Annotated in this window: 26 protein-coding genes and 1 tRNA gene; 10 read left to right on the top strand and 17 right to left on the bottom strand. The window is 65.1% G+C overall.

The features are described 5' to 3' along the window. Positions 1-26: 26 nt before the first annotated feature. From rutA to HHL13_RS06820, 5 genes are read right to left on the bottom strand one after another with little or no spacing between them, the layout of a single operon-like run. Entirely contained in the window at positions 27-1,091 is a 1,065-nt protein-coding gene (gene rutA, locus HHL13_RS06800) for a pyrimidine utilization protein A (protein ID WP_169554952.1), read from the bottom strand. A 12-nt stretch (positions 1,092-1,103) separates the two neighbouring features. After that, positions 1,104-1,889 (bottom strand): pyrimidine utilization protein D, encoded by a 786-nt coding sequence (gene rutD, locus HHL13_RS06805; RefSeq protein WP_169554953.1) that lies wholly within the window; start codon positions 1,887-1,889, stop codon positions 1,104-1,106. Continuing rightward, positions 1,889-2,272, bottom strand: a complete 384-nt coding sequence (gene rutC, locus HHL13_RS06810; protein WP_169554954.1) for a pyrimidine utilization protein C — start codon at positions 2,270-2,272, stop codon at positions 1,889-1,891. Before rutC ends, rutD begins: the two co-directional genes overlap by 1 nt. Positions 2,273-2,276: 4 nt before the next feature. Then, on the bottom strand, positions 2,277-2,996 hold the full coding sequence (gene rutB / locus HHL13_RS06815) for a pyrimidine utilization protein B (RefSeq protein ID WP_169554955.1): 720 nt from the start codon (positions 2,994-2,996) through the stop codon (positions 2,277-2,279). A 43-nt stretch (positions 2,997-3,039) separates the two neighbouring features. Beyond that, positions 3,040-4,635 carry a long-chain fatty acid--CoA ligase gene (locus HHL13_RS06820; RefSeq protein ID WP_169554956.1) on the bottom strand — a complete coding sequence of 532 codons (1,596 nt, stop codon included), beginning with the start codon at positions 4,633-4,635 and terminating at the stop codon, positions 3,040-3,042. A 192-nt stretch (positions 4,636-4,827) separates the two neighbouring features. On the opposite strand from HHL13_RS06820, the gene HHL13_RS06825 reads away from it, so the two are divergent. Continuing rightward, positions 4,828-5,103 carry a hypothetical protein gene (locus HHL13_RS06825; protein WP_169554957.1) on the top strand — a complete coding sequence of 92 codons (276 nt, stop codon included), beginning with the start codon at positions 4,828-4,830 and terminating at the stop codon, positions 5,101-5,103. Between the two features lie 23 nt (positions 5,104-5,126). On the opposite strand, the gene dnaE is transcribed toward HHL13_RS06825, so the two are convergent. Continuing rightward, positions 5,127-8,600, bottom strand: a complete 3,474-nt coding sequence (dnaE, locus tag HHL13_RS06830) for a DNA polymerase III subunit alpha (protein WP_169554958.1) — start codon at positions 8,598-8,600, stop codon at positions 5,127-5,129. Between the two features lie 357 nt (positions 8,601-8,957). On the opposite strand from dnaE, the gene HHL13_RS06835 reads away from it, so the two are divergent. Further along, positions 8,958-9,449 (top strand): hypothetical protein, encoded by a 492-nt coding sequence (locus HHL13_RS06835; protein WP_169554959.1) that lies wholly within the window; start codon positions 8,958-8,960, stop codon positions 9,447-9,449. After that, positions 9,446-9,874 (top strand): hypothetical protein, encoded by a 429-nt coding sequence (locus HHL13_RS06840; RefSeq protein WP_169554960.1) that lies wholly within the window; start codon positions 9,446-9,448, stop codon positions 9,872-9,874. The genes HHL13_RS06835 and HHL13_RS06840 overlap by 4 nt, the downstream gene beginning before the upstream one ends. Before the next feature lie 116 nt (positions 9,875-9,990). Here the strand turns inward: HHL13_RS06840 and HHL13_RS06845 are convergent, their stop codons facing one another. From HHL13_RS06845 to HHL13_RS06890, 10 genes are all read right to left on the bottom strand, one after another. Then, entirely contained in the window at positions 9,991-10,470 is a 480-nt protein-coding gene (locus tag HHL13_RS06845) for a glutathione peroxidase (RefSeq protein ID WP_169554961.1), read from the bottom strand. After that, on the bottom strand, positions 10,467-11,066 hold the full coding sequence (locus HHL13_RS06850; RefSeq protein WP_169554962.1) for a GNAT family protein: 600 nt from the start codon (positions 11,064-11,066) through the stop codon (positions 10,467-10,469). The genes HHL13_RS06845 and HHL13_RS06850 overlap by 4 nt, the downstream gene beginning before the upstream one ends. A 51-nt stretch (positions 11,067-11,117) precedes the next feature. Beyond that, on the bottom strand, positions 11,118-11,795 hold the full coding sequence (locus HHL13_RS06855; protein WP_169554963.1) for an ABC transporter ATP-binding protein: 678 nt from the start codon (positions 11,793-11,795) through the stop codon (positions 11,118-11,120). Further along, entirely contained in the window at positions 11,788-13,038 is a 1,251-nt protein-coding gene (locus HHL13_RS06860; protein ID WP_169554964.1) for a lipoprotein-releasing ABC transporter permease subunit, read from the bottom strand. Before HHL13_RS06860 ends, HHL13_RS06855 begins: the two co-directional genes overlap by 8 nt. A 531-nt stretch (positions 13,039-13,569) precedes the next feature. Further along, the gene (locus HHL13_RS06865; protein ID WP_169554965.1) at positions 13,570-14,280 is read right to left on the bottom strand and encodes a FadR/GntR family transcriptional regulator; all 711 of its coding nucleotides are present in this window, start codon (positions 14,278-14,280) and stop codon (positions 13,570-13,572) included. Further along, positions 14,280-15,056, bottom strand: a complete 777-nt coding sequence (locus tag HHL13_RS06870; protein WP_169554966.1) for an AraC family transcriptional regulator — start codon at positions 15,054-15,056, stop codon at positions 14,280-14,282. The genes HHL13_RS06865 and HHL13_RS06870 overlap by 1 nt, the downstream gene beginning before the upstream one ends. A 68-nt stretch (positions 15,057-15,124) precedes the next feature. After that, the gene (locus HHL13_RS06875) at positions 15,125-16,408 is read right to left on the bottom strand and encodes an MFS transporter (protein WP_346775491.1); all 1,284 of its coding nucleotides are present in this window, start codon (positions 16,406-16,408) and stop codon (positions 15,125-15,127) included. Beyond that, positions 16,405-17,808 carry an FAD-linked oxidase C-terminal domain-containing protein gene (locus HHL13_RS06880; RefSeq protein ID WP_169554967.1) on the bottom strand — a complete coding sequence of 468 codons (1,404 nt, stop codon included), beginning with the start codon at positions 17,806-17,808 and terminating at the stop codon, positions 16,405-16,407. The genes HHL13_RS06875 and HHL13_RS06880 overlap by 4 nt, the downstream gene beginning before the upstream one ends. Positions 17,809-17,932: 124 nt before the next feature. Beyond that, entirely contained in the window at positions 17,933-19,420 is a 1,488-nt protein-coding gene (locus HHL13_RS06885; protein WP_169554968.1) for a carboxylesterase family protein, read from the bottom strand. A 315-nt stretch (positions 19,421-19,735) separates the two neighbouring features. Then, positions 19,736-19,825, bottom strand: a tRNA-Ser gene (locus HHL13_RS06890). Positions 19,826-20,052: 227 nt separating this feature from the next. Here HHL13_RS06890 and hspQ point away from each other — a divergent pair. The 5 genes from hspQ to HHL13_RS06915 all read left to right on the top strand — a co-directional run bounded on the left by hspQ (position 20,053) and on the right by HHL13_RS06915 (position 23,454). Next, positions 20,053-20,385: a heat shock protein HspQ gene (gene hspQ, locus HHL13_RS06895; protein ID WP_206377014.1), complete on the top strand. Its 333-nt coding sequence runs from the start codon at positions 20,053-20,055 to the stop codon at positions 20,383-20,385. A gap of 148 nt (positions 20,386-20,533) precedes the next feature. Next, complete coding sequence (gene rplU / locus HHL13_RS06900; protein ID WP_169554970.1) at positions 20,534-20,917, top strand: 50S ribosomal protein L21; 384 nt, start codon at positions 20,534-20,536, stop codon at positions 20,915-20,917. Positions 20,918-20,935: 18 nt separating this feature from the next. Next, complete coding sequence (gene rpmA, locus HHL13_RS06905; protein WP_169554971.1) at positions 20,936-21,205, top strand: 50S ribosomal protein L27; 270 nt, start codon at positions 20,936-20,938, stop codon at positions 21,203-21,205. A gap of 169 nt (positions 21,206-21,374) precedes the next feature. After that, positions 21,375-21,932, top strand: coding sequence for a GNAT family N-acetyltransferase (locus HHL13_RS06910; RefSeq protein WP_206376857.1), 558 nt, complete (start codon positions 21,375-21,377; stop codon positions 21,930-21,932). An 85-nt stretch (positions 21,933-22,017) separates the two neighbouring features. Further along, positions 22,018-23,454: an MFS transporter gene (locus HHL13_RS06915; RefSeq protein ID WP_169554972.1), complete on the top strand. Its 1,437-nt coding sequence runs from the start codon at positions 22,018-22,020 to the stop codon at positions 23,452-23,454. On the opposite strand, the gene HHL13_RS06920 is transcribed toward HHL13_RS06915, so the two are convergent. Further along, positions 23,424-24,269 carry a metal-dependent hydrolase gene (locus tag HHL13_RS06920; RefSeq protein WP_346775492.1) on the bottom strand — a complete coding sequence of 282 codons (846 nt, stop codon included), beginning with the start codon at positions 24,267-24,269 and terminating at the stop codon, positions 23,424-23,426. The genes HHL13_RS06915 and HHL13_RS06920 overlap by 31 nt on opposite strands. 56 nt (positions 24,270-24,325) lie before the next feature. On the opposite strand from HHL13_RS06920, the gene HHL13_RS06925 reads away from it, so the two are divergent. Together HHL13_RS06925 and HHL13_RS06930 are read left to right on the top strand one after the other, a co-directional pair. Continuing rightward, positions 24,326-24,922, top strand: coding sequence for a helix-turn-helix domain-containing protein (locus HHL13_RS06925; RefSeq protein WP_169554973.1), 597 nt, complete (start codon positions 24,326-24,328; stop codon positions 24,920-24,922). A gap of 119 nt (positions 24,923-25,041) precedes the next feature. After that, entirely contained in the window at positions 25,042-25,299 is a 258-nt protein-coding gene (locus HHL13_RS06930) for a hypothetical protein (RefSeq protein WP_169554974.1), read from the top strand. Positions 25,300-25,333 lie beyond the last annotated feature (34 nt).

Here is a 25,333-nt window from a genome sequence, read left to right on the forward strand (position 1 = left end):
TCTTTCGTCGGCGGCGGAGGTGCTTCTCAGCCCTTTTTCCGGCTCTTCATCAGCGGCTGGATGCGCGTACCGAAATTCTCGACGCCTTCGAGGAAGTCGTCGAAGGTCAGCAGCACGCCGCCGGTGTTCGGCACCTCGGCCATCTCGTCGAGCATCGCCGCGACCTTGGCATAGCTGCCCACCAGCGTACCCATGTTGATGTTCACCGCCCCTTCCGGCGCGGCGAGCTGGCGGACATTGGTGGTGGCGTTGTGCTTGTCCGCCGCGCCCTGATTGGCAAGCCATGCGATCGCGTCGAGATCGACGCCATCATTGTACGACTTCCACTTGGCCTCGGCTTCCTCGTCGGTCTCCGCGGCGATCACCATGATCAGCACGAATACCGATACGTCGCGCCCGGTCTTCTCGGTCGCCACCGCCAGCCGTTCGTTGTTGAAGGCGAAGGCCTTGGGCGTGTTCACGCCCTTGCCAAGGCAGAAGGCATAGTCCGCCCATTTCGCCGAGAAGGCGAGGCCTTCGTCCGACGATCCGGCACAGATGATCTTCATGTCGCCGGTCGGCTTGGGGCGGACGAGGCAGTCGTCCATCTGGTAATATTCGCCCTTCAGGTCGCTGCGCCCCGTCTCCCACAGCTCGCGCAGGATCTGGGCATATTCGTCGAGCATCTGGTAGCGGTTGCGGAAATGCTCGTCGCCCGGCCACAGCCCCATCTGGCTGTATTCGGGGCGCTGCCAGCCGGTGATCAGGTTCAGCCCGAACCGGCCATGACTGATGCTGTCGATCGTGTTGCACATGCGCGCGGCAAAGGCCGGCGGGATGATCAGCGTCGGGCAGGTGGCGTAGATCTTGATCTTCTCGGTGACCGCGGCGAGCCCGGCCATCAGCGTGAAGCTCTCCAGGCCATATTCCCAGAATTCGGTCTTCCCGCCGAAGCCGCGCAGCTTGATCATCGACAGGAGGAAATCGAGGCCGTGTTCCTCGGCCTTCAGCGCGATCGCCTTGTTCATGTCGAAGCTCGGCTTGTACTGCGGCGCATTCTCGCTGATCAGCCAGCCATTATTGTTGATGGGAACGAAGACACCGACCTGCATGGGTTCTGTCCTTTATTCGCCGTCGAGCCAGTCGAGCAGCCACATGTTGAAATGATCCGCCCGGGTGACGTTCACCGCGTGCGCGCCGGTGGCCAGCTTTGCGAGCTGCGCCCCCGGAATTCCCTTCGCCAGTTTTTCGGAGCAGGAGGACGGCACCAGCATATCGTCCTCGGTCGCGATCAGCAGCACCTGCGCGTCGATCTCACCGAGCCGGTCTGCGATGTTGAACCGCCGCGCCGCCGCGATCCGCCGCCCCACCATCTCCGCGCCGGGGAAATGCGCCAGATGCACTTCCTCCTCGGCCTCGAGCCGGGCGTGATGGTCCGACATCCATTGCGCCGGGAAGAGGAAGATCGGCTGGCCATGAACGAAGGCACGCGGGCTTTCGCGCAGCAGCACCAGCCGCGTGTCGAAACAGCGCGCGGTATAGGGATCGAGCCTGGCCCAGCCGTTGATCACCACGATCCGGGAAAGCCGGGCGGGATGCTTCAACGCAACCGCCAACCCCATCATGCCGCCGATCGCATGGCCGATCAGCGTGGCGCGCGGAATGTCCAGCGCGTCCATCAGCGCGACAATGTCGTCGCCCGCCGCCTCCAGCGTCAGGTCGCCCTGGACCATCCGGTCCGACCGGCCCGTGCCGCGATGGTCATAGACGATGACGCGGTGGCGCTCCGCCAGCGCGGGGAGGTTGGGAGCCCAGTAGCCTGCCGATCCGCCGAGCCCGGACGACAGGATCAGCGGCTCCGCGTCGGGCGGGCCATGCTCCTCATAGTAAAGGCCCCCCGCGTGCGGCATCAGCCGATATGGGCCACGCTGGCGATCTCGACGAGGCACTCCGGCTTCACCAGCTCGCACTTGATGCAATAGCGCGCCGGCTTCGCCCCGGGGAAATACTCGGCATAGACCGTGTTGAAGGCCGCATAGTCGGCAAGGTCCTTCAGGAAGATATGGTTCATCGCCACGTCCTCCAGCGTCGCCCCGCCTGCCTCGAGCGTGATCTTGATGACTTCCAGAATGTGCCGGGTCTGCGCCGCGGCATCACCGACATGCAGCACCGAACCGCCCTCGCCCAGCGCCAGCACGCCGGAGACATAGACGGTGTTCCCCGCCCTCGCCCCGGCAGAATAAGGCGCGATCGGGGTCGGGAATTGCGGCGGATTGATCGGTTCGAAGGGCATGCAACTACTCCGTGGGAAGCTGGCCGAACGAGCCGCAGAACTCCGCGGTCGTGCTCACCCAGCCGAAGAATTTCTCGACATTGTAAACGGTGGCTTCCTGCATCGCCGGCGGCCCGAGATGATGCGTCGCATCCTCCAGCATCACGCCGAAATATTCGAGGTGGAAGCCGTCGCGCAGCGTGCTCTCGACACACACATTGGTGGCGATCCCGACGAACACGATGGTGCGGATCCCGCGCGAACGCAGGATGCTGTCGAGCTGCGAATTGAAGAAGGCAGAATAGCGCGTCTTGCCGATCACGATATCGCCATCCTGGGGTTTCAGCGCGTCGACCAGGTCATAGTCCCAGCCGCCCCGCGCCAGCAGCTGACCCGAAAGCTCGGGCCGCCTCCGCATCGTCTTCAGCGCGTTCGACTTGTGCCAGTTGGGCGATCCGGGGCCGCCGGCTTCCCTGTAGTCCGGGTCCCAGCCATTCTGCAGATAGACGATCTGGATCCCGGCCTTGCGCGCCGTCTCCAACACCGTGCCGATCTTGCCGATCACGCCCGCCGCGCCGGAAATGTCGAACCCCGCCTGATCGACATAGCCGCCGGGCGAGGCATAGGCGTTCTGCATGTCGATCACGACGACCGCCGTCTCCGACGGCTTGACGCGAACTGCCTCCGGCCGCGCGCCAAGGGTCACGCCCTCGACGCCTGCCGATCCGATGTTCACCGTTTCCATTTAACCCAGACTGACCAGTCCGGAGTCAGCGGTCAACCCGCGTTTAGGCCGCCGCCAGCTTGAAGTCCTTATACTGATCGCGGATCGCGGTCTTGAGCAGCTTGCCGGTCGCGGTGTGCGGCAGGCTTTCGACGAAATGGATCTCGTCGGGCAGCCACCATTTCGCGACATGCTTGGAAAGATGCGCCTGGATTTCGTCCGCGGTCACTTCGCTGCCGGGCTTGCGCACCACCAGCAGGATCGGCCGCTCGTCCCATTTGGGATGATAGACGCCGATCGCCGCCGCCTCGCCGACGCCGGCACATCCGACTGCGCAGTTCTCAAGATCGACCGAGCTGATCCACTCGCCGCCGGACTTGATCACGTCCTTGGCCCGATCGGTGATCTGCATCGTGCCGTCGGGATGGAGAACCGAGACATCGCCGGTGTCGAACCAGTTGTCGGCATCGACCGCAGCCCCCCCCGCATCCTGGAAATATTGCTCGATGATCCACGGCCCGCGGATCTGGAGCCGTCCCGAACTGACGCCGTCGCGCGGCTGGACCACGCCTTCGTCGTCCACCACTCGCAGTTCGACGCCGAACGGCACCCGCCCCTGACGGCAGACCTGATCGACCCGCTGCTCGAAGCTCAGATCGTCCCAATCCGGCGAGCGTGCGCCCATCGTGCCGATCGGGCTCGTCTCGGTCATGCCCCAGGCGTGATTGACCCGGATGCCCATTTTCATCAGCCGCTCGATCATCGCGCGCGGCGCGGCCGATCCGCCGATGGTGACCAGCTGAAGATGCTCGGGCTTCGCGCCGGTCGCGTCCATATGCTGGAACATGGCGAGCCAAACGGTCGGCACCCCGGCCGAATGGGTAACCTTCTCGCGGTTCATCAGGTCGCACAGCACGACCGGATCGTTGACCGCCGAATAGACGAACTTGATGCCCGCCGCCGCGCCCGCGAAGGGCAGACCCCAAGCCGCAGCATGGAACATCGGCACGACCGGCAGCGCCACCGCACGCGTGTCGAGATCGAACACCGCCGGCTGGATTTCGGCCAGCGCATGGATCACCGTCGAACGGTGGGTGTAGAGCACACCCTTGGGATTGCCGGTAGTGCCGCTGGTGTAGCAAAGCATACAGGGATCGCGTTCGGGCCCCTCGTGCCAGGCATAGTTGCCGTCCTCGCCCGCGATCACCGCTTCGAAGCTGCTCGCGCCATCGCCATCGAACACGATGTACTGCTCGATGCTGGTCCATTGATCGCGCAGCCGGTCGACGATCGGCTGGAACGCCTTGTCATAGATGAGGACCCGGTCCTCGGCATGATTGGCGATATAGACGAGTTGCTCGTCGAACAGGCGCGGGTTGATCGTGTGGATCACGCCGCCCATTCCGATCGCGCCATACCACGCGACCAGGTGACGGCTGTGGTTCATGCCCAGCGTCGCGACGCGGTCGCCAGGCTTCAGCCCCATCCGTTCCAGCGCCTGCGCCAGCTTCTTCGCGTCGCGCGCGATCCCGGCCCAGGTGGTGCGAGTCTCGCTGCCATCGGCCCAGCGCGACACGATCTCGCGGCCCCAATGCTCGCGCGCGGCGTGATCGATCAGCCGGGGTACCCGAAGCTCGAAATCCTGCATCCCGCCCAGCATCACGTCTCTCCATTCTGTTTTGACGAAGCGTACCGCGCAGCCGGGGGCCGAGTCGAGAGGGCGCGATCCGGACGAACTCGCCCGTCGCGGCGGAGCGACGGACATCCCGAGCGAAGACGATTAATCTGCGGTTCAGCCAGGCGCTTTCACCTTCAACCGGCCAAGTCACGTCCCGGATCGCGGAGACAGAATGTGAAGCACGGGTTCCTTGCAGCTACGGTCCTCCTTGCAATTCCCACGGCGGCCAACGCCCAGCTATGGAAGGACAGCGCCGCGCAGCCGGCGCAGCTCGGTAGGTCCAACACTGCCTTCGCGAATTTCTCGAACCGCGATCCCGGTAGTCTCGACCGCACCAGAACGCAGCGCGAGTGCCTGATCGAAAAGGCCACCAAACGCCGCGTCTGCCGCACACGCGACGAATGGGAACGGATCGCCAAGCGGATCGACAACGGCCAGTCCTGGCGCTGATCCTTCTACAGCGCTGAGGCTGCTCAGGCGGCCGCAGCCAAAGTGGCGTCCGCGTCGCCGAACCGGGCCGTGGCGATGCCGGGCAACGCGCGGATGCGATCGACCATTTCCTCGTCCAGTCGGAAGTTGCGGCCAAGGATCACCGTCGCGGTTTCGCCGGTGCGCGATGCCACCTTGAGCTGCACGGTGCAGCGCCCGCCGCGCTGTTCGCCGATCAGGTTCGCCAGCAGCGGCAGCGCCGAAGCGTCGGCGATCGTCAGGTCGAGATGGAGGCGCGCGGCGCCTGCAATGCTCTCGAACGACTGAACCCGGCGGATCGCCACACGCGGGGCTTCCTCGCCGGGGCGCTTGTCCATCTCGAGCGTCAGGATCGCACAGCCGCCGGCCTTGGCGCATTCCTCCATTTCGTTGGCCACGCTCTCGTCGAAGCAACTGACCGGCACCTGCCCGCTGGTGTCCGAGATGGTGGCCATCATGTAGCGGTTTCCGCGCGCGGAGGTCCGCCAGCGCGCATCCTCGATCAGCGCCGCAACCATCGCGCCGACGCGCTGTCCCTCCGGGATCGGTACTTCGCCCAGCGTTGCGATGGGCCGCGCGCTCTGGGCGCGGGCAAGATGCTGGTAGCGATCGAGCGGGTGCGCCGAGAAATAATAGCCAAAGGCGTCGCGCTCGGCATTGATCCGGTCCGACAGCGACCATTTGGCGCTCTTGGGCAACGAGATCGCTCCCCCGCCCTGCTCGCTCTCGCCGAACAGGCCGCCCTGCCCGCTGGTGCGGTTCTGATGCGTACGCTGCGCGACGGCAAGGATCGTCTCGGCGGCGGCATAGACGCCCGGCCGGTTGGGCTCGATCCCGTCGAACGCGCCAGCGCCTGCCAGCGTTTCGAGTTGCCGCTTATTGAGCAGCCGGGGATCGACGCGGCGCGCGACATCGTCGAGCGAGACGAAGCGGCCGTTGAGATCGCGCTCCTCGACGAGCTGCGCCATCGCCCTCTCGCCGACGCCCTTGAGCGCGCCGAGCGCATAGCGGACCGCGAGTTGCCCCTCATGCTCCTGCACATGGAAATCGGCGAGGGAAGCGTTGATGTCCGGCGGCAGGCACTGGACGCCGAGGCGCTTCATATCGTCGGCGAAGATCGCCAGCTTGTCGGTCTGATCGATGTCATAGCACATCGAGGCGGCATAGAATTCGTGCGGGTAATGCGCCTTCAGCCATGCCGTCTGGTACGCGAGCAGTGCGTAGGCTGCGGCGTGCGACTTGTTGAAGCCATAGCCCGCAAACTTGTCGATCAGGTCGAACAGCTCGTTGGCCTTGGCCGGCTTGATGTCGTTCTTCCCGCAACCCTCGACGAAGATCGCTCGCTGCTGATCCATCTCCGCCTTGATCTTCTTGCCCATCGCGCGGCGAAGCATGTCGGCGCCGCCCAGCGAATAGCCCGCCAGGATCTGTGCGGCCTGCATCACCTGCTCCTGATAGACGAAAATCCCGTAGGTTTCGGACAGGATGCCTTCCAGCAGGGCATGCGGATACACGATCTCTTCGCGCCCGCCCTTGCGATGGCCGAAGCTCGGTATGTTATCCATCGGTCCGGGACGATAGAGCGACACGAGCGCGATGATGTCGCCGAAATTGGTCGGCCGCACCGCGGTCAGCGTGCGACGCATGCCCTCGGATTCCAGCTGGAACACACCCACCGTGTCGCCGCGCTGGAGCAGCGCATAGACTTCGGGATCGTCCCAGGCGAGCGTGTCGAGATCGACGTCGATATGCCGGTCCGACAGCAGTTCCACCGCCTTTTGCAGCACCGACAGCGTCTTGAGGCCGAGAAAGTCGAATTTCACCAGCCCGGCCGCCTCGACATATTTCATGTCGAACTGGGTGACGGGCATGTCCGAACGCGGATCGCGATAGAGGGGGACGAGTTCGGCGAGCGGGCGGTCGCCGATCACCACGCCGGCGGCGTGGGTCGAGCTGTGCCGCGGCAGGCCTTCCAGCCGCATCGACAGGTCGATCAGCTTCCGCACATCGTCGTGCGACTTGTACTCGGCATGAAACTCGCTGACGCCGTTCAGCGTGCGGTCGAGCGTCCAGGGATCGGTCGGGTGGTTGGGGATCAGCTTGGCAAGGCGATCGACCTGGCCATAGCTCATCTGCAGCACGCGGCCGACGTCCTTAAGCACCGCGCGGGCCTTCATCGTCCCGAAGGTGATGATCTGCGCCACCTGCCCGCGGCCATATTTCTCCTGCACGTAGCGGATGACCTCGCCACGCCGGGTTTCGCAAAAGTCGATGTCGAAGTCGGGCATCGACACGCGCTCCGGGTTCAGGAAGCGCTCGAACAGCAGGCCCAGCTTGATCGGATCGAGATCGGTGATGGTCAGCGCCCACGCCACCGCCGAACCCGCGCCCGAACCACGGCCCGGCCCCACCGGGATGCCGTTGTCCTTGGCCCATTTGATGAAGTCGGCGACGATCAGGAAATAGCCAGGAAAGCCCATGCTGACGATGACGTCGGTCTCGAACGCCAGCCGCTCGAAATAGGTCTTGCGGGTCTCCTCGTCGGTGATCCCGGCCTTTTCCAGCCGCATCTCCATGCCCGCGATCGCATCGTCGCGCAGCTTGGCCGCTTCGCCTTCGAGGTCGCCGGCGAGGCTGGGCAGGATCGGCTTGCGCTTCGGCGCCATCACCGCGCAGCGCTGCGCGAGGACTAGGGTGTTCGCGATCGCTTCGGGCAAGTCGGCGAACAGCGACTTCATCTCGTTCGCGGGCTTCATCCACGCGTCGGGCGAGCTCTTCCGGCGCTCGTCGCTGGCGACATAGGAGGAACTGGCGATGCACAGCATCGCATCGTGCGCTTCGTGGAAATTCTCGTCGGCGAAGCAGCTAGGATTGGTCGCCACCAGCGGCAGGTCGCGGGCATAGGCCAGGTCGAGCAGCCTGGGCTCGGCCTTGCCCTCCACTTCGTCGAGACGGCGGACCAGCTCCACATAGAGCCGCTTGGGGAACAGCGCCTCGAGCCGGTCGGCATAATCCTCGGCGGCGCGATCCTGCCCCTCGGCGAACAGGCGGGTCAGGCCGCCCTCTCCGCCTCCGGTCAGCGCGATCAGACCATCGGTCCGCCCCTCAAGCTGATCGAAGGTGACATGGGCGTCCTCCTCGATCGGCCGGTCGAGATGCGCCATCGACACCAGCGCGCAGAGGTTCAGATAGCCCGTCTCGTCCTGCGCCAGCAGCGGCAGCCAGTCGATCACCGGCTTCACCCCGTCGGGCATGTCGGGCCGCAGCACCGCGAGCAGCGTACCCACGATCGGCTGGATTCCCGCCTTCGCACAGGCTTCGGAGAAGGACATCGCGGCGTAGAGCCCGTTGCGATCGACCAGCCCGACCGCCGGAAACCCCAGTTCCTTCGCGCGCTTCGCGATCGCCTTCGGTTCGATGGCGCCTTCGAGCATCGTGTAGGCCGAAAAAACCCGAAGCGGTACGAATCCCGAATGCATATCCCATCCTAGGGATTGCCCCCCGGATTTTCCATCCCGCGGGCGCGCTATCCACAGCTTTCGTTCAGTCTCAAAAGCGTAGCAAACTGAATCGGTTAGCGAATCTTACCCGCTTCTTAACGGTGAACTCCGGGCGACCACGACGGGGATTCAACCCGAATGGCGACTCAGATCGGCCTACTCCATTTTATGGTTAACAACGGCTCGTCGATAAAAACGAACGGTTCATCGGCGGGTCAGAATGAGGCGTTATTATGGCAAATATGAGGCAATCGGAACAGTTCCTCATTGATACAACGACTTAACCGACAAGCGACTCATCTACACCCTCTTGCGACGAAGCGAACCGAGACCAAAATGACCTCCTCTTTCTTTCATGGCAGCGCGATCTGCGAAGTCGACCGGGACGGCACCGTCTCGATCCCCGACTTCCTCGCCGACGCTCTCGCCGGCGAGGATGCGGAGTTGATGGTCGCCCGTCACGAGGCCGATGACTGCCTGATCGGCTACGGCCGCGAATACCTCAACGAACTGCGCACCCGCGCCGAAGCCCGGCGGCTTGCCGACGAGACTCGCGGCGAGGACGCGCGCAACCATTACCGCCGGATGCGGCGCACCTTCGGCGCAGTCGAGAAGCTGCCCCGCGCAGGCGCCACGATGCGGATCCCGGCGGCGATGCGCCACCTGGGCAAGATCGGCGCCCTCGCCCTGTTCGTCGGCGCCGGAGACAGTTTCGAGATCTGGAACCCCGATCTCGCCATCGAAAATGCGGACGAACAGTTCCGCGACCTCGCCGCCTTCCGGATGAAGACGCTGCGGGGCGACCTTTCCGGGAGTGCTTTATCATGACGTTGCTCTGCACGGTGACCGGCCACATCGCCGATACGGTCCACCATCACAATCAGGGCCTCGATTTCACCACCTGCCATCGCTGCCGCTGCGACCTGATCCGAAGCGATACCGATGGCGAGTGGACCGAAGTGCCCAAGGGCTTCCGCGTTGTCTGGCGGGAGTTCGGGCGGGCGGGGGACGCCGCTTCGGTCATGTCGCGGATGCAGCGCATGACGCCGCCGCCGCGCCGCGAACAGCGGGGTGCACGGCCCAAGCCGCGCCGCGACCCGCGCGGCAAGCCGCTGAAGGGCGCCGCCACCATGTTCGGCGCGCTCACCAATCTGGGCCAGTTGCTCACCGGGGGCGAGCCGGTCGAGGACAATGAAGGCCGCTCGATGGAGACCAACGGCCAATATGTGATCTGCCTGCCCTCCGCAGGCTGACGGAAAAGGGCCGGCACGACCTGTGACAAGGCGCTTTCCCGAGCGCGTGCCGGTCCTTTAAGCGCGGTGGTGGGGCGCCTCTCCTCCCGCCCCACCACCATTCGCGCAAAATCGGGTCAGAGGAGCTTCTCGATATCCTTCGCGATATCCTCGGGCTTGGTCGTCGGGGCATAACGGTCGAACACCGCGCCGGAGCGGGCGATCAGGAACTTGGTGAAGTTCCACTTGATCCCCTCCGTGCCCAGCACGCCCTTCTGCTCGGACTTGAGATGCTGATAGAGCGGCGCAGTGTTGTCGCCATTGACGTCGATCTTGGCATAGACCGGGAAGGTCACGTCGTAGGTCATCGAACAGAAGTTCGCGATCTCCGCCGCATCGCCCGGCTCCTGCGCGCCGAACTGGTTGCAGGGGAAGGCCAGCACTTCGAACCCGCGATCCCTGTACTTGCGATGCAGCGCCTCCAGCCCTTCATATTGCGGGGTGAAGCCGCATTTGGAGGCGGTGTTGACGATCAGCAGTACCTGTCCGGAATATTCCGACAGATCGGTCTCGGTCCCATCGGCCTTGCGGACCGGGATTTCCGTGATCTTCGTCAACCTAAGTCTCCTCGCGCGAGCATCGTTTCGAGATTCTGTCGCACACCTCGCCACTCATGGTCGAGGATGGAATAGACGACCGTGTCCCGCACCCGGCCATCGGGCATGATGCGCTGGCCGCGAAGAACGCCGTCCTGCTTCGCGCCGAGCCGCTCGATCGCCCGCTGCGACGCCTTGTTGAGCCAGTCGGTACGGATCTGGACGCACACGCAGCCCAGCGTTTCGAACGCATGGCGAAGCAGCAGCAGCTTGGCTTCGGTATTCAGGCCGGTGCGCTGGACGCGGCGCGCATAGAAGGTCCCGCCGATCTCGACGCGGCGATGGGCGGGATTGATCCGCAGATAGCGCGTCGAACCGACCAGCTTGCCGGCGTCATCGAGCACCGCGAACAGCATCGCCCTGCCCTGCTCGACCTCGCGCACACTGAAATCCATCCACGGATCGATCGTCTGGGGGCCCGGCGCCAGCGAATAGAACAGCTCCCACAGCCTGCCGTCGGACGACGCCTCGACCAGCGCGTCGCGGTCGGCGCGGTCGAGGGGGCGGAGCGTGACATGACGCCCGGAAAGCGTCGGCGTGTCGGTCCAGATCGTCATGGGCCGCAGAAGTGCGCGGCGAATGCGCCCAAAACGCGGCAGCGATTCGCCCTATTCCAGATGCCCCTCGTGCAGCCGCAGCACCCGATCCATCCGCGCGGCGAGACGCTCGTTATGAGTGGCCACCAGCGCCGCCGAGCCTTGGTCGCGGACCAGAGCGAGGAATTCGGCCAGCACCTTGTCGGCGGTCGCTTCGTCGAGATTGCCGGTGGGTTCGTCCGCCAGCACCAGCATCGGCTTGTTGGCCAGCGCGCGCGCGACCGCGACGCGCTGCTGCTCGCCGCCCGAAAGCTGGCTGGGCCGGTGCGTCAGGCGCGCGCCAAGGCCCAGCGCGGTGAGCAGATGCTCGGCGCGCCGGTCCGCATCGGCGCGAATCGCGCCGTGGATCATCTGCGGCAGCACGACATTCTCGAGCGCGTTGAAGTCCGGCAGCAGGTGGTGAAACTGATAGATGAAGCCCAGCCGGTCACGGCGGACCTCGGTGCGGCCCGCGCTGTCGAGCTGCGCCGCTTCCTTGCCGCCGATGCGGATCGAGCCTTCGAATCCGCCTTCGAGCAGGCCGACCGCCTGAAGCAGCGTCGACTTGCCCGAGCCCGAAGGACCCAGCAGCGCGACGATCTCGCCCGGCATGATGGTCAGATCGACGCCACGCAGAACCTCGATCGTGGTTTCGCCCTGCGTGAAGCTGCGCTTCAGGCCACGGGTCTGGAGAACGGGTTCGTTATTCATAGCGCAGCACCTGCACCGGATCGGTGCTCGCGGCTTTCCACGCGGGATAGAGCGTCGCGAGGAAGCTGAAGAGGAACGCCATCACGATGATTCCGATCACTTCGAACGTATCGGGCTCGGCGGGCAGTTCGGTGAGGAACCGCATCGACGGGTCCCACACGTTCATGCCGGTGACCAGCCCGATGAACTTCACCACATATTCGCGGAAATACAGGATCACGAAGCCCAGCAGCGCACCCGCCGCGATGCCCACCGTGCCGATCGCGGTGCCGACGGTCATGAAGATGCGCATCAGCCCGCCGCGCGAGGCGCCCATCGTCCGCAGCACGGCGATGTCGCGAGTCTTCGATCGGACCAGCATGATCAGCGACGAAACGATGTTGAACGACGCAACGATGATGATCAGTGACAACACGACGAAGCTGACGATGCGATCGATCGACAGCGCCTCGAACAGCTGCGAATTCATCTGCCGCCAGTCGACGATCTGCCCGCTGCCGCGGACTTTCGGGGCAAGCGGCGCAAGGATGTCCTGAACCTTGTCGGCATTCTCGGTCTCGATCTCGACCATGCCGACCGAGTCGCCCAGCAGCAGGAGCGTCTGGGCATCCTCCATCGGCATGATCACGAACGCCTTGTCGTAATCATAGACGCCGACTTCGAAGATCGCGGCGACGCGATATTTCACGATGCGGAACATGGTGCCGAAAGGTGTGGCGGCACCCTGCGGATTGATGATCGAGATTTCGCTGCCGATTTCGGCGCCGATCGACGCCGCGAGGCGCGATCCGATCGCGACCTGTTCGCTGCCTGGCTTCATATTGGCGAACTTGCCGAGGATTTCCTTGCCCTTCAGCGTCGGGTTGGAATTGATGTCCTCCACCGTCATGCCGCGGATCAGCGCGAATTCGACGCGGCCATTATAGCTGGCGAACAGCGGCTGCTCGATCAGCGGCGTGGCGCTGGTGATGCCCGGCGTGGCCTTGGCCTGCTTCACGACCTCGCGCCAGTTGGGCATCTGGCCGTTATAGCCTTGGATGACGGCATGGCCGTTCAGTCCCGTGATCTTGTCGAAAAGTTCGGCGCGGAAGCCGTTCATCACGCTCATCACCACGATCAGCGCGGCGACGCCCAGCATCACGGCGACGAGGCTGAACCCGGCGACGACGGCGATGAACGCCTCGCCCCGGCCGGGCAGCAGGTATCGCTTGGCGATCATCCGCTCATAGCGCGAGAGTAGCATGAAGTCGGCGGTCCCCGCGGAGAAGCAAAACGGTGTGTCGCGGCTCTAGGGCAGTTTCGGGGCGGTGCGCAAATGGAGATAGTGTCACATTCCCTGTTGCCTATGCGCCACAGGGTCACGCCAATCTGAGTCCTAATGCTTCATTACCGGTGACAAAGGGCAAAGCCGGTCCTAGCAAACCGATGTCGAAACGCAGGCAACGGCCGTGGTTCGGGGAGGCTCTTTGCCCCGCTTGTTGGCAAGAACAGGCGTGCGGGCGAAGGACCTGACAAAGGGGGCTGACGAGGCATCGTCACGCAGGCGCCCGGGCTGGAAACAGTCCGGGCGTTTGCGCGTCTGGGGTAGATCTATTTTGTGATTGTGGCCGCAGGTGCGGCCTTGCTCCCTCTCCCATCGGGAGAGGGAAGGAGCCGACGAAGTCGGCGGAAGGGTGAGGGTGACCGATGGTCGACCTACCCCATTCACCCTCACCCTTCCCACCGCTTCGCGGCGGCCCCCTTCCCTCTCCCAATAGGAGAGGGAGAAGAAGCCTCACCCCGTCCGCGTACCCTCCATCAAATCCTGAATCGAAGCGTCGAAATGCGCCTCCATCGACGCCACCGCACCCGCCGGATCACAGTCGTAAATCGCCTTCGCCAGCGCGCGATGGCCGGCGAGAGTCGCGACCTGCTGATCGCGGGTCTGGCGGGTGCCCCACGCCTGCGGCACCGCCACTTCCATCAGCGGCGCATAGGAGCGGACCATCTGGCGAAACAGCTGGTTGTGCGATGCGTCCGCGATCGCCTGATGGAAAGCGACGTCGATCCTCGTCAGTTCGGGCAGATTCTCCGCCGCGGCCGTCATGGCGTCGGCCAGTTCGACGATCCGCTTCGCTTCGGCATCGGTGCGACGTTCAGCCGCCAGCGCGGCGATTCGCAGCTCGACAGTGCGGCGCACGTCCCACACTTCGTTGAAGCTGATCTGCGCGGTCGACACGGCATGATCGAGCGAAGTCGCCATCACAGAACCGTCGATCGCGCCGACCCGCGCCCGGCGCCCATTGGCAACGTCGAGCACGCGCAGCGCGGCAAGCGCGCCGAACGCTTCGCGCATCACCGCGCGGCTCACGCCCAGATTGGCAGCGAAATGGCTCTCGCCCGGCAGATTGTCGCCGACCTTGAGGTCATGGTCGCGGATATGGTTGCGGATCGCGGCGACCGCCTGGTGGACCAGCGAGACGCCCTCGCCTGCTGCGCTCGCCATCAGGCGGCCATTCGCGTGGCGCGATACTGGGTCGGCGCGACGCCATAATGGCGCGAAAAGGCACGCGCGAAGCTCGCATTGTTGAGGTAGCCGCAACGATAGCCGATCGACGAAACTGGCAAGTCAGTGATCAGAAGCATCTGCTTCGCCTCCCCCAGACGTTGCTCGGCGATAGCGTCGGCAACGCTGCACGAGAAGAGGTCGCGGAACCCGCGGGTAAGCTTGGCGCGATTGAGGCCGCAGGCGCGGGCGATAGTGTCGAGCGTGATCTTCTCGGCCCATTTGTCTTCAATGAAGCGGCGGGCGACCATCAGCCGCTGGCTGTCGGCCATCGACAGCGAACCCGCCGCGCCGAACGGAACCAGTTCGTCCTCGTCGTGCAGGCGGAGGATCTCGCACAGCGCTTCGATGCTTTTGGCGCCGCGATACACCACCCGCGCGGCTTCGGAGAAATTGCAGTCGCGCACGGCAAAGGCGATGGCGCGCAGCCCGGCCGGGATGTGGAACCGCTCCCCGTCCCGCATGTCGAGCTTCGTCCCGAGCAGCCGGGTGGTCGCCGCGCGGGCGATGACGAGAATCAGCCGCGATTGCGCCGCATCGCGATCGAACTGCGCCGCCGACGGGCGGCTGTGGTGCGAGAAGCTGGTGTTGGCGAAATCGAAGACGAAGGCGGAGGACTGGGCCGGCCAGTCGGTCTCGCCGAGCACACCGGCGCCCATATGGATCACCATTTCGGGCGAAATCGCGATCCGTTCCATTGCCGACGACTCAGTCATGACACCTCTCCGATTCCCTCATGGGGTGGAGCGCTTGTGAACCTATCGGATAGGTTTTGCAAGACCTGTCAGACAGGTTCGCTCGTCGCACTGGCAGGCGCACGGCGCATCGCGATCCAGAAGGCAATGCACGAGACCAATCCGACGAACACGCTGACCCATGCCGTGGCGGTGCCAAGATGCTTGCCGCCCTCGCCCATCGCATCGCTGATCGCGCCAATCAGCGGCGGGGCGACGCCGAAGCCGATCAGCCCGGCGAGCGTCAGGAACGCGCCGATGCACAGCCCGCGAAGCTCGTTGGGCAGCAACACGGTGATGGCGATTGCGGTAATCAGCCCGGTCACGGTGCCGCTCAGGATCAGTACGCCGAAGCCGATGCCGAGCCAGGTCACGTCGGGCGCGACGGTGTAGAGGCCCGCGGGCACGCCCAATGCGGAGAAGAACACCGCGCCGATCAGCACACCGCCCCTGCCCCGGCGATGGCCGACGTCCGCAGCGATGCCGCCGATGATCGATCCGGCAAGCCCGGTGACGAACAGCACCGTTCCGACCCACTCGGTCTGCGCCGCCGCCATGCCATAGCTGCGCGAGAGAACGGGCGCGATCAGGATGCCTGCCGACGCGTCCGCCATTGTCACCGCGATCTGTCCGACGAACAGCGGGATCAGGAACCCCCGCCGCGACCAGAGTTCGCGCGCTACGGTACGGAACGGCGCACCCGGCCCGGCGAGCATCTCGCGGCGGGGCGGCTCGCGCAGGAACAGCAGCGCCCCGATCAGCGCCGCGCTGACCAGCCCCACGACCAGATGCACCCCACGCCACGCCTCGAGGCCCCACAGCCCGCTTTCGCCGATCAGCGTGAACAGCCGCACCCCGACGATGAACACCGCCGCCTGTCCCAGCACCTTGCCGAGCGTCAGCACCAGCATCGCCCGCCCGCGCTGGCCCGGCGTGGCGATGTCGGCCGCCAGCGAGATCGCGCAGGTCATGGCTCCCGTTGCGCCCACACCCGCGGCCATCCGGCTGGCGAGCAGCACGCCCAGATCGTTGGAGAAAGCCGTGCCGATCGATCCGGCGGTCCAGATGCCTGTAAGGACGATCATCAACCGCAGCCGGTTGGTCCGGTCGACCAGGATACCGATCGGTATCGACAGCAACAGCATCGGGATCGCGGTCCCCAGCCCCTGCACCAGCGTCAGCTGGAAATCGCTGAGGCCAAGCTGCGCGTTCGCCGCATCCTGAAGCGCGCTGAACTGTCCCATCGCCTGCACGCCCAGCGCCACGACCAGCGCGAACAGGATAAGCGTCGGCATCAGCCGCACGAACGGCGTTTCGCCCGGCGCAGCGCTCACAGCGAGAAGATCTTGCCGGGGTTGAACAGGTCCTTCGGGTCGATCGCCCGCTTGATCAGCCGCATCATATCGACCGCATCGCCAAGCTCGTCGATCAGGCAATCCTGCTTGCCGATGCCGATGCCATGCTCGCCGGTGCAGGTGCCGTCCATCGCCAGCGCGCGGGCGACCAGTTTCTTGTTGAGCGCCTCCACTTCGGCCATCTCGCCGGGCGCATCGGGATCGATCGAGAAGACGACATGGAAATTGCCGTCGCCGACATGACCCAGGATCGTGGCCGGCACGCTCGCGGTGGCAAGATCGGCCTTGGTCTCAACGATGCATTCCGCCAGCCGGCTGATCGGCACGCACACATCGGTCGCCCAGCCGACCGCGCCCGCCCGCAAATTCACCGCGGCGTAATAAGCCTCATGCCGCGCCTTCCACAGCTTCGATCGCTCCTCGGGCAGGTTCGACCATTTGAACTCGCCCCCGCCGTTCATCGACGCGATCTCGCGCACCGTCTCGATCTGCTCGCCGACATGGAGCGGCGATCCGTGGAATTCGAAGAAGAGCGTGGTCAGCTCGGGATAATCGAGCTTCGACCAGCGATTGACCGCCTTCATCTGCACATCGTCGAGGATCTCGACCCGCGCCAGCGGCACGCCAAGCTGGATCGCCTGCACCACCGTATCCACCGCACCGCCGATCGTATCGAACGCGCAAACCGCCGAGGAAATCGTCTCGGGAATGCCATGCAGCCGCAGCGTCACTTCGGTGATGATGCCCAGCGTGCCCTCGGAACCGATCATCAGCCGCGTCAGGTCATAGCCCGCCGCCGACTTCCGCGCCCTCCGACTGGTGCGAATGTCCCGACCGTCCGGCGTGACGACCCGCAGCGACAGCACCGCCTCGCGCATTGTGCCATAGCGGACGGCATTGGTGCCCGACGCACGGGTGGAAGCCATGCCGCCGATGGTGGCGTTGGCGCCCGGATCGATCGGGAAGAACAATCCCGTATCGCGGATCCACGCATTGAGCTCCTCGCGGCGCACCCCGGCCTGAACGGTACAATCGAGATCCTCGGCATTCACTTCGAGGATCGCGTTCATCTCGGAAAGGTCGATGGTGACGCCTCCGCGAACCGCCAGCGTATTGCCTTCGATCGAAGTGCCCGCACCGAACGGGATCACCGGCACCTCGTGCGCGACGCACAAGCGGACCAGCGCGACGACTTCCTCGGTGGTGTGGGCATAGATCACGGCATCGGGTGGCGCCGGCTGGAAATGGGCTTCGCTCTGGCCGTGCTGAAGACGGATCGCGTCGCTGGTCTTGAGCCGGTCGCCGAACATCGCACGCGCCGCATCGAAAAATTCGGGTGGAAGCGGCTTTCGCGGCGAAACTGCGGTAGCAACGGACATCGGACCTCTCCCCCGCCGGCCTGATCCTGACATGGCCGATCGGTCACCTCGCTTCTATGTCACGCACAACCTATCTGAAAGGTCAATGCCTGTGCCGAGCGGCGCGTCCGGTTGATCGAACCGCTCAAGCCTGGAAGGCCGCGGCAGCCATCTGAGCCTCACGCACCGCGCTCCCGGCAGCAAGCTGATAAACCAGCCGCCCCTCCCGATCGAATTCGCCCCAGGGCAACACCCCATCCCGCGCGAAATCGACCCACAGCTTGTGCGTGCGATCCGCCAGTTCCTGCGGCGGCGCTTCGCCCGCCAGCCCCTCAGGGCCCGTCACGCTGGCGAGCGTATCGAACACGAAGCCCAGCTCGATCCCATGACAGGCACCCAGTTCGCCGCCGCTCTGGGGTGAACGCCACTCGAATTCGTACATATGCGTCCGCCCGCGATGTTCCTCGGCAAAGCGGCGCGCGGGCCAGCGGAAGACGAGGTCGTTCAGCGCATCGGTGAACGCCTGTCCCGGCTTCTTCCCGCTGCCCATGCCATAGGCGCGCAGCGTCTTGCGCGCGTTCGGATGCGACTTGTGCAGCGCATAGATCGCCAGCCATTTACCGATCTTCTCGCGCACGCCCGTGGGAACGAGATAGAGGTTCATCTCCTCGGCATTAGTCCCGATCAGCAGCTCGACATCGGCCCCGGCCCCCTTCGCCAGCAGATCGAGCGCCGGTTCGGGCAGCAGATCGTCGCCGTGAACCGGACTGAACCGGCTAAGGCCGAACAACGGCTCGCGCCCGTTCGAATCGCGCAGATCGATGCGCGCGGTCGGCTGGGATATCTTCTCCAGCGCTATGAGCCCGTCTTCATAGGAAACGCTGCGGAAGCCCTCTGCATCAGGCGACACGCCGAGCATCTTCGCGAGCTTCTTCACCAGCCGCTGCATGACGCCGATCTCGCGCGTCATCGAACCATGACCACTTTGTACGATCGCGCGGCGGAACAGCCCCTGTGCGAGCGGCGAAGCGATCAGATTGCCGATCGACATCGCGCCGGCCGATTCGCCGAACACAGTGATATTGCCGCCATCCCCGCCGAACGCTGCGGCATTCTCGCGCACCCATTTGAGCGCCGCGATCTGGTCGCGCAGGCCCAGGTTGGTGGGGATGCCGGGGATCGGCAGAAAGCCGTCAATGCCTAGGCGATAGTTGATCGCGATACACACCATGCCGGCCTTCGCGAAACCGCTGCCGTCGTGAACGCTCGCATCCTTGCTGCCGAGCACGAAGGCACCGCCGTGGATGAAGACCATCACCGGCAGCCCCTTCGCCGCCGGATCGGGGGTCCAGACATTGACGCTGAGATAATCGTCGCCGCGCGCCCAACCCGTGCCGATCAGCGGCGCGACGTCGAGGCCGGGGAACGGCTTCACCAGATGCGGGGCGTTCGGCCCGGACTCCGTCGCGTCGCGAATCCCGTCCCACGGTGCGTGCGGCTGCGGCGCGGCAAAGCGCAGATCGCCCACGGGCGCGGCGGCATAAGGCACGCCGAGGAACCGGATGATACCGTCGCTGGCTATCCCGCGAATCTCACCGGTAGCGATTCGAACGATCGACTGATCTCTCTCCATTCCGGAGCGATTATCCGAGCAACGCCCGCCATGCGCGTGGTTTCGCTGTGCTCAGCGGCACAGGCGCATTGCAGCGGAAGCGATTGCTGATCTGGATCAATTAGAAGAGTACAGGGTCGGACCCGCAGGGTCCGCAAGCGCGAACGGGCGCCGGCCGGTCAGGCCGATCTTCTCTTTCATAACAAAAGAGCGACCGTGGCGGAGAGGGTGGGATGCGAACCCGCGCGCGCAGGCCCGTAGGCCGGAGCGCCATCAAATGAACCGTGGGTTGGCCGCTGTCTGGTGGGAAAAGGTCCCCGGGCGATGCAGGGACCGTGGCGGAGAGGGTGGGATTCGAACCCACGGTGAGCTTGCACCCACGCCGCATTTCGAGTGCGGTACATTCGACCACTCTGCCACCTCTCCGCGAGGTCATAAGATGCGTCCCGAGGGATGCACCGGTCGATTGGAGCGCGGGCCTCTAGCGCAATGATTTGGCCTGCACAACCTCTCTTTGCGCACTTCCCGGCGCGGCTCCCGGTGGCTGTCCCGGCGGCTCTCCTTGTGCGGGGGCGCGGACGCATTAGATTAACGGGATGAACACGCCTTCCCTGCCCCCGATTCCCGCCGAACCCCTCGTCCCCGCCGTGCCCATGCCGCCGGTCGCGTCGGCGCGGTTCGCGATCGGCGATGTGGTGAAGCACCGGCTGTTCGATTTCCGCGGCGTCATCTTCGACGTCGATCCGGTCTTCGCCAATACCGAAGAATGGTATGAAGCGATCCCGGAGGAAGTCCGCCCGCGCAAGGACCAGCCTTTCTACCATCTGCTCGCGGAGAACGCCGAATCGAGCTATGTCGCCTATGTCAGCCAGCAGAATCTGGTGGTCGACGAAAGCGACGAGCCGGTCGATCATCCGGCAATCGCGGGCCTGTTCGACGGCTATGACGGTGGCCGCTATCACCTGAAGCACGCCCTACGCCACTAAGGCGGAAGCTTGCCCGTCCATGCCTTCCGGTTCGATGACGGAATTAAGGCATTTTGGGTTGACTTGAACGGCCTCCTCCCTTAGCTGCGCCCTTCCTCCTGCCGGGGTCACCCTGGCGGGCACAAGCTTTTGGTTAGAGAAGAGACCCATGTTCGCTATCGTGCGCACTGGCGGCAAGCAGTATCGCGTTGCCGCAGGAGACAAGATCGTCGTCGAGAAGCTCGATGGCGAAGCCGGAGCGTCGATTTCGCTCACCGACATCCTGCTCGCAGGTGAAGGTTCGGAGCTGAAGTCGGTCGAGGGCCTCACCGTCTCTGCCGAGATCATCGCTCAGGCGAAGGCCGACAAGGTCATCGTTTTCAAGAAGCGCCGCCGGCATAACTATCGCCGCAAGAACGGCCATCGCCAGCAGCACACGATCCTGAAGATCACCGCCATCGGTGCGCAGGAAGAGAAGAAGAAGGCCGCGCCGAAGGCGAAGAAGGCCGACGCCCCCGCTGCCGAGGCTGCTGCCCCGGCCGCCGAAGCGTAAGTTCGAGGAGCATAGACAATGGCACATAAGAAAGCAGGCGGCTCTTCGCGTAACGGTCGCGACTCCGCTGGCCGCCGTCTCGGCGTCAAGAAGTTCGGTGGCGAGGCCGTCATCGCGGGCAACATCCTGATCCGTCAGCGCGGCACCAAGGTGTATCCGGGCGTCAACGTCGGCATGGGCAAGGACCATACGCTTTTCGCGCTTACCGACGGCCGCGTGTCGTTCAAGCTCGGCAAGCTGGGCCGCAAGTTCTGCTCGGTAGACGCTATTGCGGAAGCGGCCGAATAACATCGGGTAACCAGCCGGGTTGCCCACCAGGGTGATCCGGATCTGGCGAACAGATCGAAACAAGGGAGACGGGTCACCCCGGCTCCCTTGTTTCATGCTCCCTCCCCTGCGGTGTCGCCGGACCGTCATCGAGACGGCCTATGCGCCCGCCCCAACGAGGAGAGTGGTCATGTTCGTGCGTACACAACGACTGACATTGCGGCCGGGCTGGATCGAGGATGCCCCCGAACTCGCCCGCGCGATGAATCACTGGGAAGTCTGCGCCAAGCTAGCGACGGCGCCCTGGCCCTATGGCCTGCTGGATGCCGAGGATTTCCTCGGCCGGATGAGCGTGTCGAGCGACGCCTTCTTCTTGATCTGCGCGCATGAAGGCGGGGAGACTCGCATGGTCGGCGGCATCGGCGTGCATGCCACGGGCAATGACGAGCATGAGTTGGGCTATTGGATCACCCCCGAAGCCTGGGGCCGCGGTTATGCGACCGAGGCCGGGCTGGGCGTCGTCCGCATGGCGCGCGATTCGCTGCGGCTCAAGCGGCTGGTCGCCGGGCATTTCATCGACAATCCCGCGTCGGGGAAGGTGCTGAGAAAGCTAGGCTTCCGCGCGACCGGACGAATCGTCCAGCGCGAATCGCGGGCGCGGGGCGTATCGACTCCGTGTGCATCGTTCGAGCTCGATCTGTGCGCCGACGCCGCCGACAACGACCCGCGAACCCGAATGGCGGCCTAAGCCGAATACCGCCGCATCTTTGCGCTTGACCTCAACTTAGCTTGAGGTTGCATGGATGCGGCGGCATCCGGACCGGAGATTCGACGTGACGACCGCACCCACCGCCGATCAAGGCTCCAGCCCCAGATGGCGCGACCTGTTGAGCGGCGGCCGCGGGCCGCTGCTCGCGCTGATCATGCTCGGCGACTGGCTGGTTGCAGCCGATTCGCTGGCGACCGCGACGCTGATGCCCAGCGTCGGCCAGTCGCTGTCGGGCTTCGCATGGTTCGGCTGGACGGCTTCGGGGTTCCTTACCGGCAGCGTCGTCGCAGGCGCTTCGGCGGGCTGGATGTCAGAACGGTTCGGCCTGCGCGCATCGATGGTGCTCGCGGGGCTGCTGCTCGCCTTTGGCTGCGCGCTTTCCGCGCTGACGCCCGACATGTTCTGGTTCGTCGTCAGCCGCGTGTTGCAGGGGATCGCCGGCGGCTGGCTGATCGGTCTGATCTATGTCGCGATGGCGACGTCGTTTCCCGCGGCACATCTCCCCCGCCTGTTCGCGCTCGTCACCAGCGTGTGGGGCATCGCCACCTTTGTCGGCCCGCTGATCGGCGGCGCCTTCGCCGATTGGGGCTGGTGGCGGGGCGTATTCTGGCTGTTCGCGGGTCAGGCATTGCTGTTCGCGGTCGCCGCGCTGCGGCTGATCCCCGCGCGAGCGAGCGACACCGGCAAGCAGCGCGTGCCGATCGTCCCGCTCGTCCTGCTCACGCTGGCGATCGCGGCGGTATCCGCAGCGGGCGTGGTCGCTTCGGCCTGGGTCGCGGCACCAGTGCTGGCGGGCGGCATCGTGCTGCTGGTGATCGCGGTGCGCGGCGACATCCGCGGCGGCTCCGGCATCCTCCCGGCGCAGGTGAGCGATCCCGGATCCGCCCTCCGCGCCGCCTATATCGTCTATTTCATGGCCTGTGCCGCAGGCGTCGCCTTCGCCCTCTACGGCCCGGCGCTGCTCCACGCCACGATGGGGCTCAGCGCGCTGGAGGCCGGCTATTGCGTCGCGATCGAGGCGATCGCCTGGACCGCGATCGCGCTGGCGGTCAGCGGTTCGGGAGACGCGTGGCGGCGGCGGTACATCGTCATCGGCGTTGCTTCGATCCTGCTCGGCATCACGATGCAGACCTTCGTACTCGGCGGCACTTCGCTGCCTGCGATCCTCGTCTCAGGCGCGTTGCTCGGCGGCGGCTTCGGCTTCTGCTCCGCCTTTCTCGGCCAGCGCATCATGATGATGCTCGACCCCAGCGAGAGCGCGCGCGGATCGGGCGCGATCGCTGCAGTGCGCGGCGCGGGCGGTGCGCTCGGCGCGGCAGTCTCCAGCATCGGCGCCAACGCAGCCGGTTTTGCCACGGGAATCGACAGCGACAGCGCGCCGCTGGTCGCGCTGGGCGCCTTCGGCATCGGCATCCCCTTCGCGCTCTGGGCGCTGGTCGCCGCGATCAGGGTTGTCCGCTCGCCCTCGCCTTACGCCGCGACGGCCACCGCCGCGGCATAGTCGCTCTCGGCTTTGCCGATCAGCGCGCGGTCGTCATGGTTCCACGGGTGGAAGCCCGGCAGGAAGAACGCGACCCAGCCGGGCGCGATCTTGCGCAGCAGCCCCGGCGATCCGACCAGATACCAGGCCAGCCGCGCCCATGCCTTCGGCCCGCTGATCCCGTCCTGCCGCAACAGGTCAAGCGTGCCCTCGATCCGATGCTTCCAGAACTTCGTGGTGATGACGAGCATCATCAGCGACTTGATCTTCCACCGCTGCCAGCGCGACCAGTCGCGGGTGGCGTGCATCCAGGTGTCGTACGCGACGCCCTTATGCTCGACTTCCTCAATCGCGTGCCAGCGCCACATCGCCGCGCTCTCGGCGTCGGCACCCTTCATCTGCTTGGGATTGCGCAGGATTTCCGCCGCGAGGATCGCGGTATAATGCTCCAGCGCCATCGTCGCGGCAAGGCTGGCGATCTTCGGCCGCTCGGCCGCTTCGGCCAGCACCTGATCGATCCGCGCCTCCAGCCGGCTCACATCATACCCTGCATCGGTCACACGGCGATTGAACGCCACATGCTCCCGGCTATGCATCACTTCCTGCTGCACGAAGGCGCGGATTTCCTGCGCCAGCTTGTCGGGCACGCCGTCGCGAAACGCCTTCACACTCTCGATGAAGAATGCCTCGCCCTTGGGAAACGTCACCGACAACGCGTTCATGAAGGCGGAAGCGATCGGATCGCCGCCCAGCCACCAGCGCGCCTGCTTCGCATCGCGCCCGAAGCGGCGATCGCGCGGGGTGATCGTCAGGTCGGCGGGAGTCTTTGCTTTCACGACGGGAATTCCTCCACTAAGCGGGGTGACTGGGGAAATATGAATTACTTACATAAATGTCAATAACACGTCGCCGCCTTTCGCCCGAAGAATCCCGTGATGCCGCGCTGACGGCCGCGCGCGAGCTGTTGCTCGAGGACGGCCCGCAGGCCGTGACGCTCAAGGCCGTCGCGGCGAAGATCGGGCGTACCCACGCCAACCTGCTCCACCATTTCGGCTCTGCCGCAGGGTTGCAGAAGGCGCTGGTCGCGAGTCTTGCCGAGGGGGTGACCGCCAAGATCGGCGAAGCGATCCTGCGCGCGCGCGACAATGACCATAATCCGCGCGAAGTGGTCGACCTGACCTTCGACGCCTTCGACAAGGGCGGTGCGGGCGCGCTGGCCAGCTGGATGATCCTCAACGGCAATCAGGACGTACTCGATCCGATCCTCGAAGCGATCCAGAAGCTGGTCGACATGATCGCCAAGGATCACGACCATGAGGGCCTGTCGCTGCAGGAGGAAACGCTCCAGCTGGTGCTGACCGCGATGGGCGACGCGCTGCTCGGCGGCCCGATGGCCAAGGCGCTGGGCCTGCCCCGCGAAAAGGCGCGTGAACTGGCGGCCAAGGCGATGATGCAGGCGCATCTGCACCCGAAGTTGGAGGGACAATGATCGGATCGCTTCTGTTCGCGGGGATGATGACTGCGGCATATCCGGCGCCTGGGCCAAACCCCTGCCCCCTGTCGGTAGCGTGGTCGGAGGGCGTTCCGGCGCGAGCACCCATGGAGCCGATGTATAACCTGCTGATCGTGAACGGCACCGGGATCACAATGAACGGCGAGGCCGTCGCACTCGCCGATCTCCCGGCGATGCTCACGCCGCGCGGCCCCCTGGGCATGTTCTTCGTCATCGACGCGAGCAAGGCCGATTGCCCGACAATGCAAAACCTCGCGGCGCTGATCGAGCGCGAAACGAATTGCGAGAAAAATCATTGCCACGTTTCGCGCAGCGCGGTCGATCTTCGGCGGTTCCCACAGATGGGGCAATGAGCGGGGTGGCGCTAAACGTCCTTCGCGACTAAAT

The organism is Sphingomonas sp. G-3-2-10 (genome assembly GCF_012927115.1).
Classification (GTDB): domain Bacteria; phylum Pseudomonadota; class Alphaproteobacteria; order Sphingomonadales; family Sphingomonadaceae; genus Sphingomonas.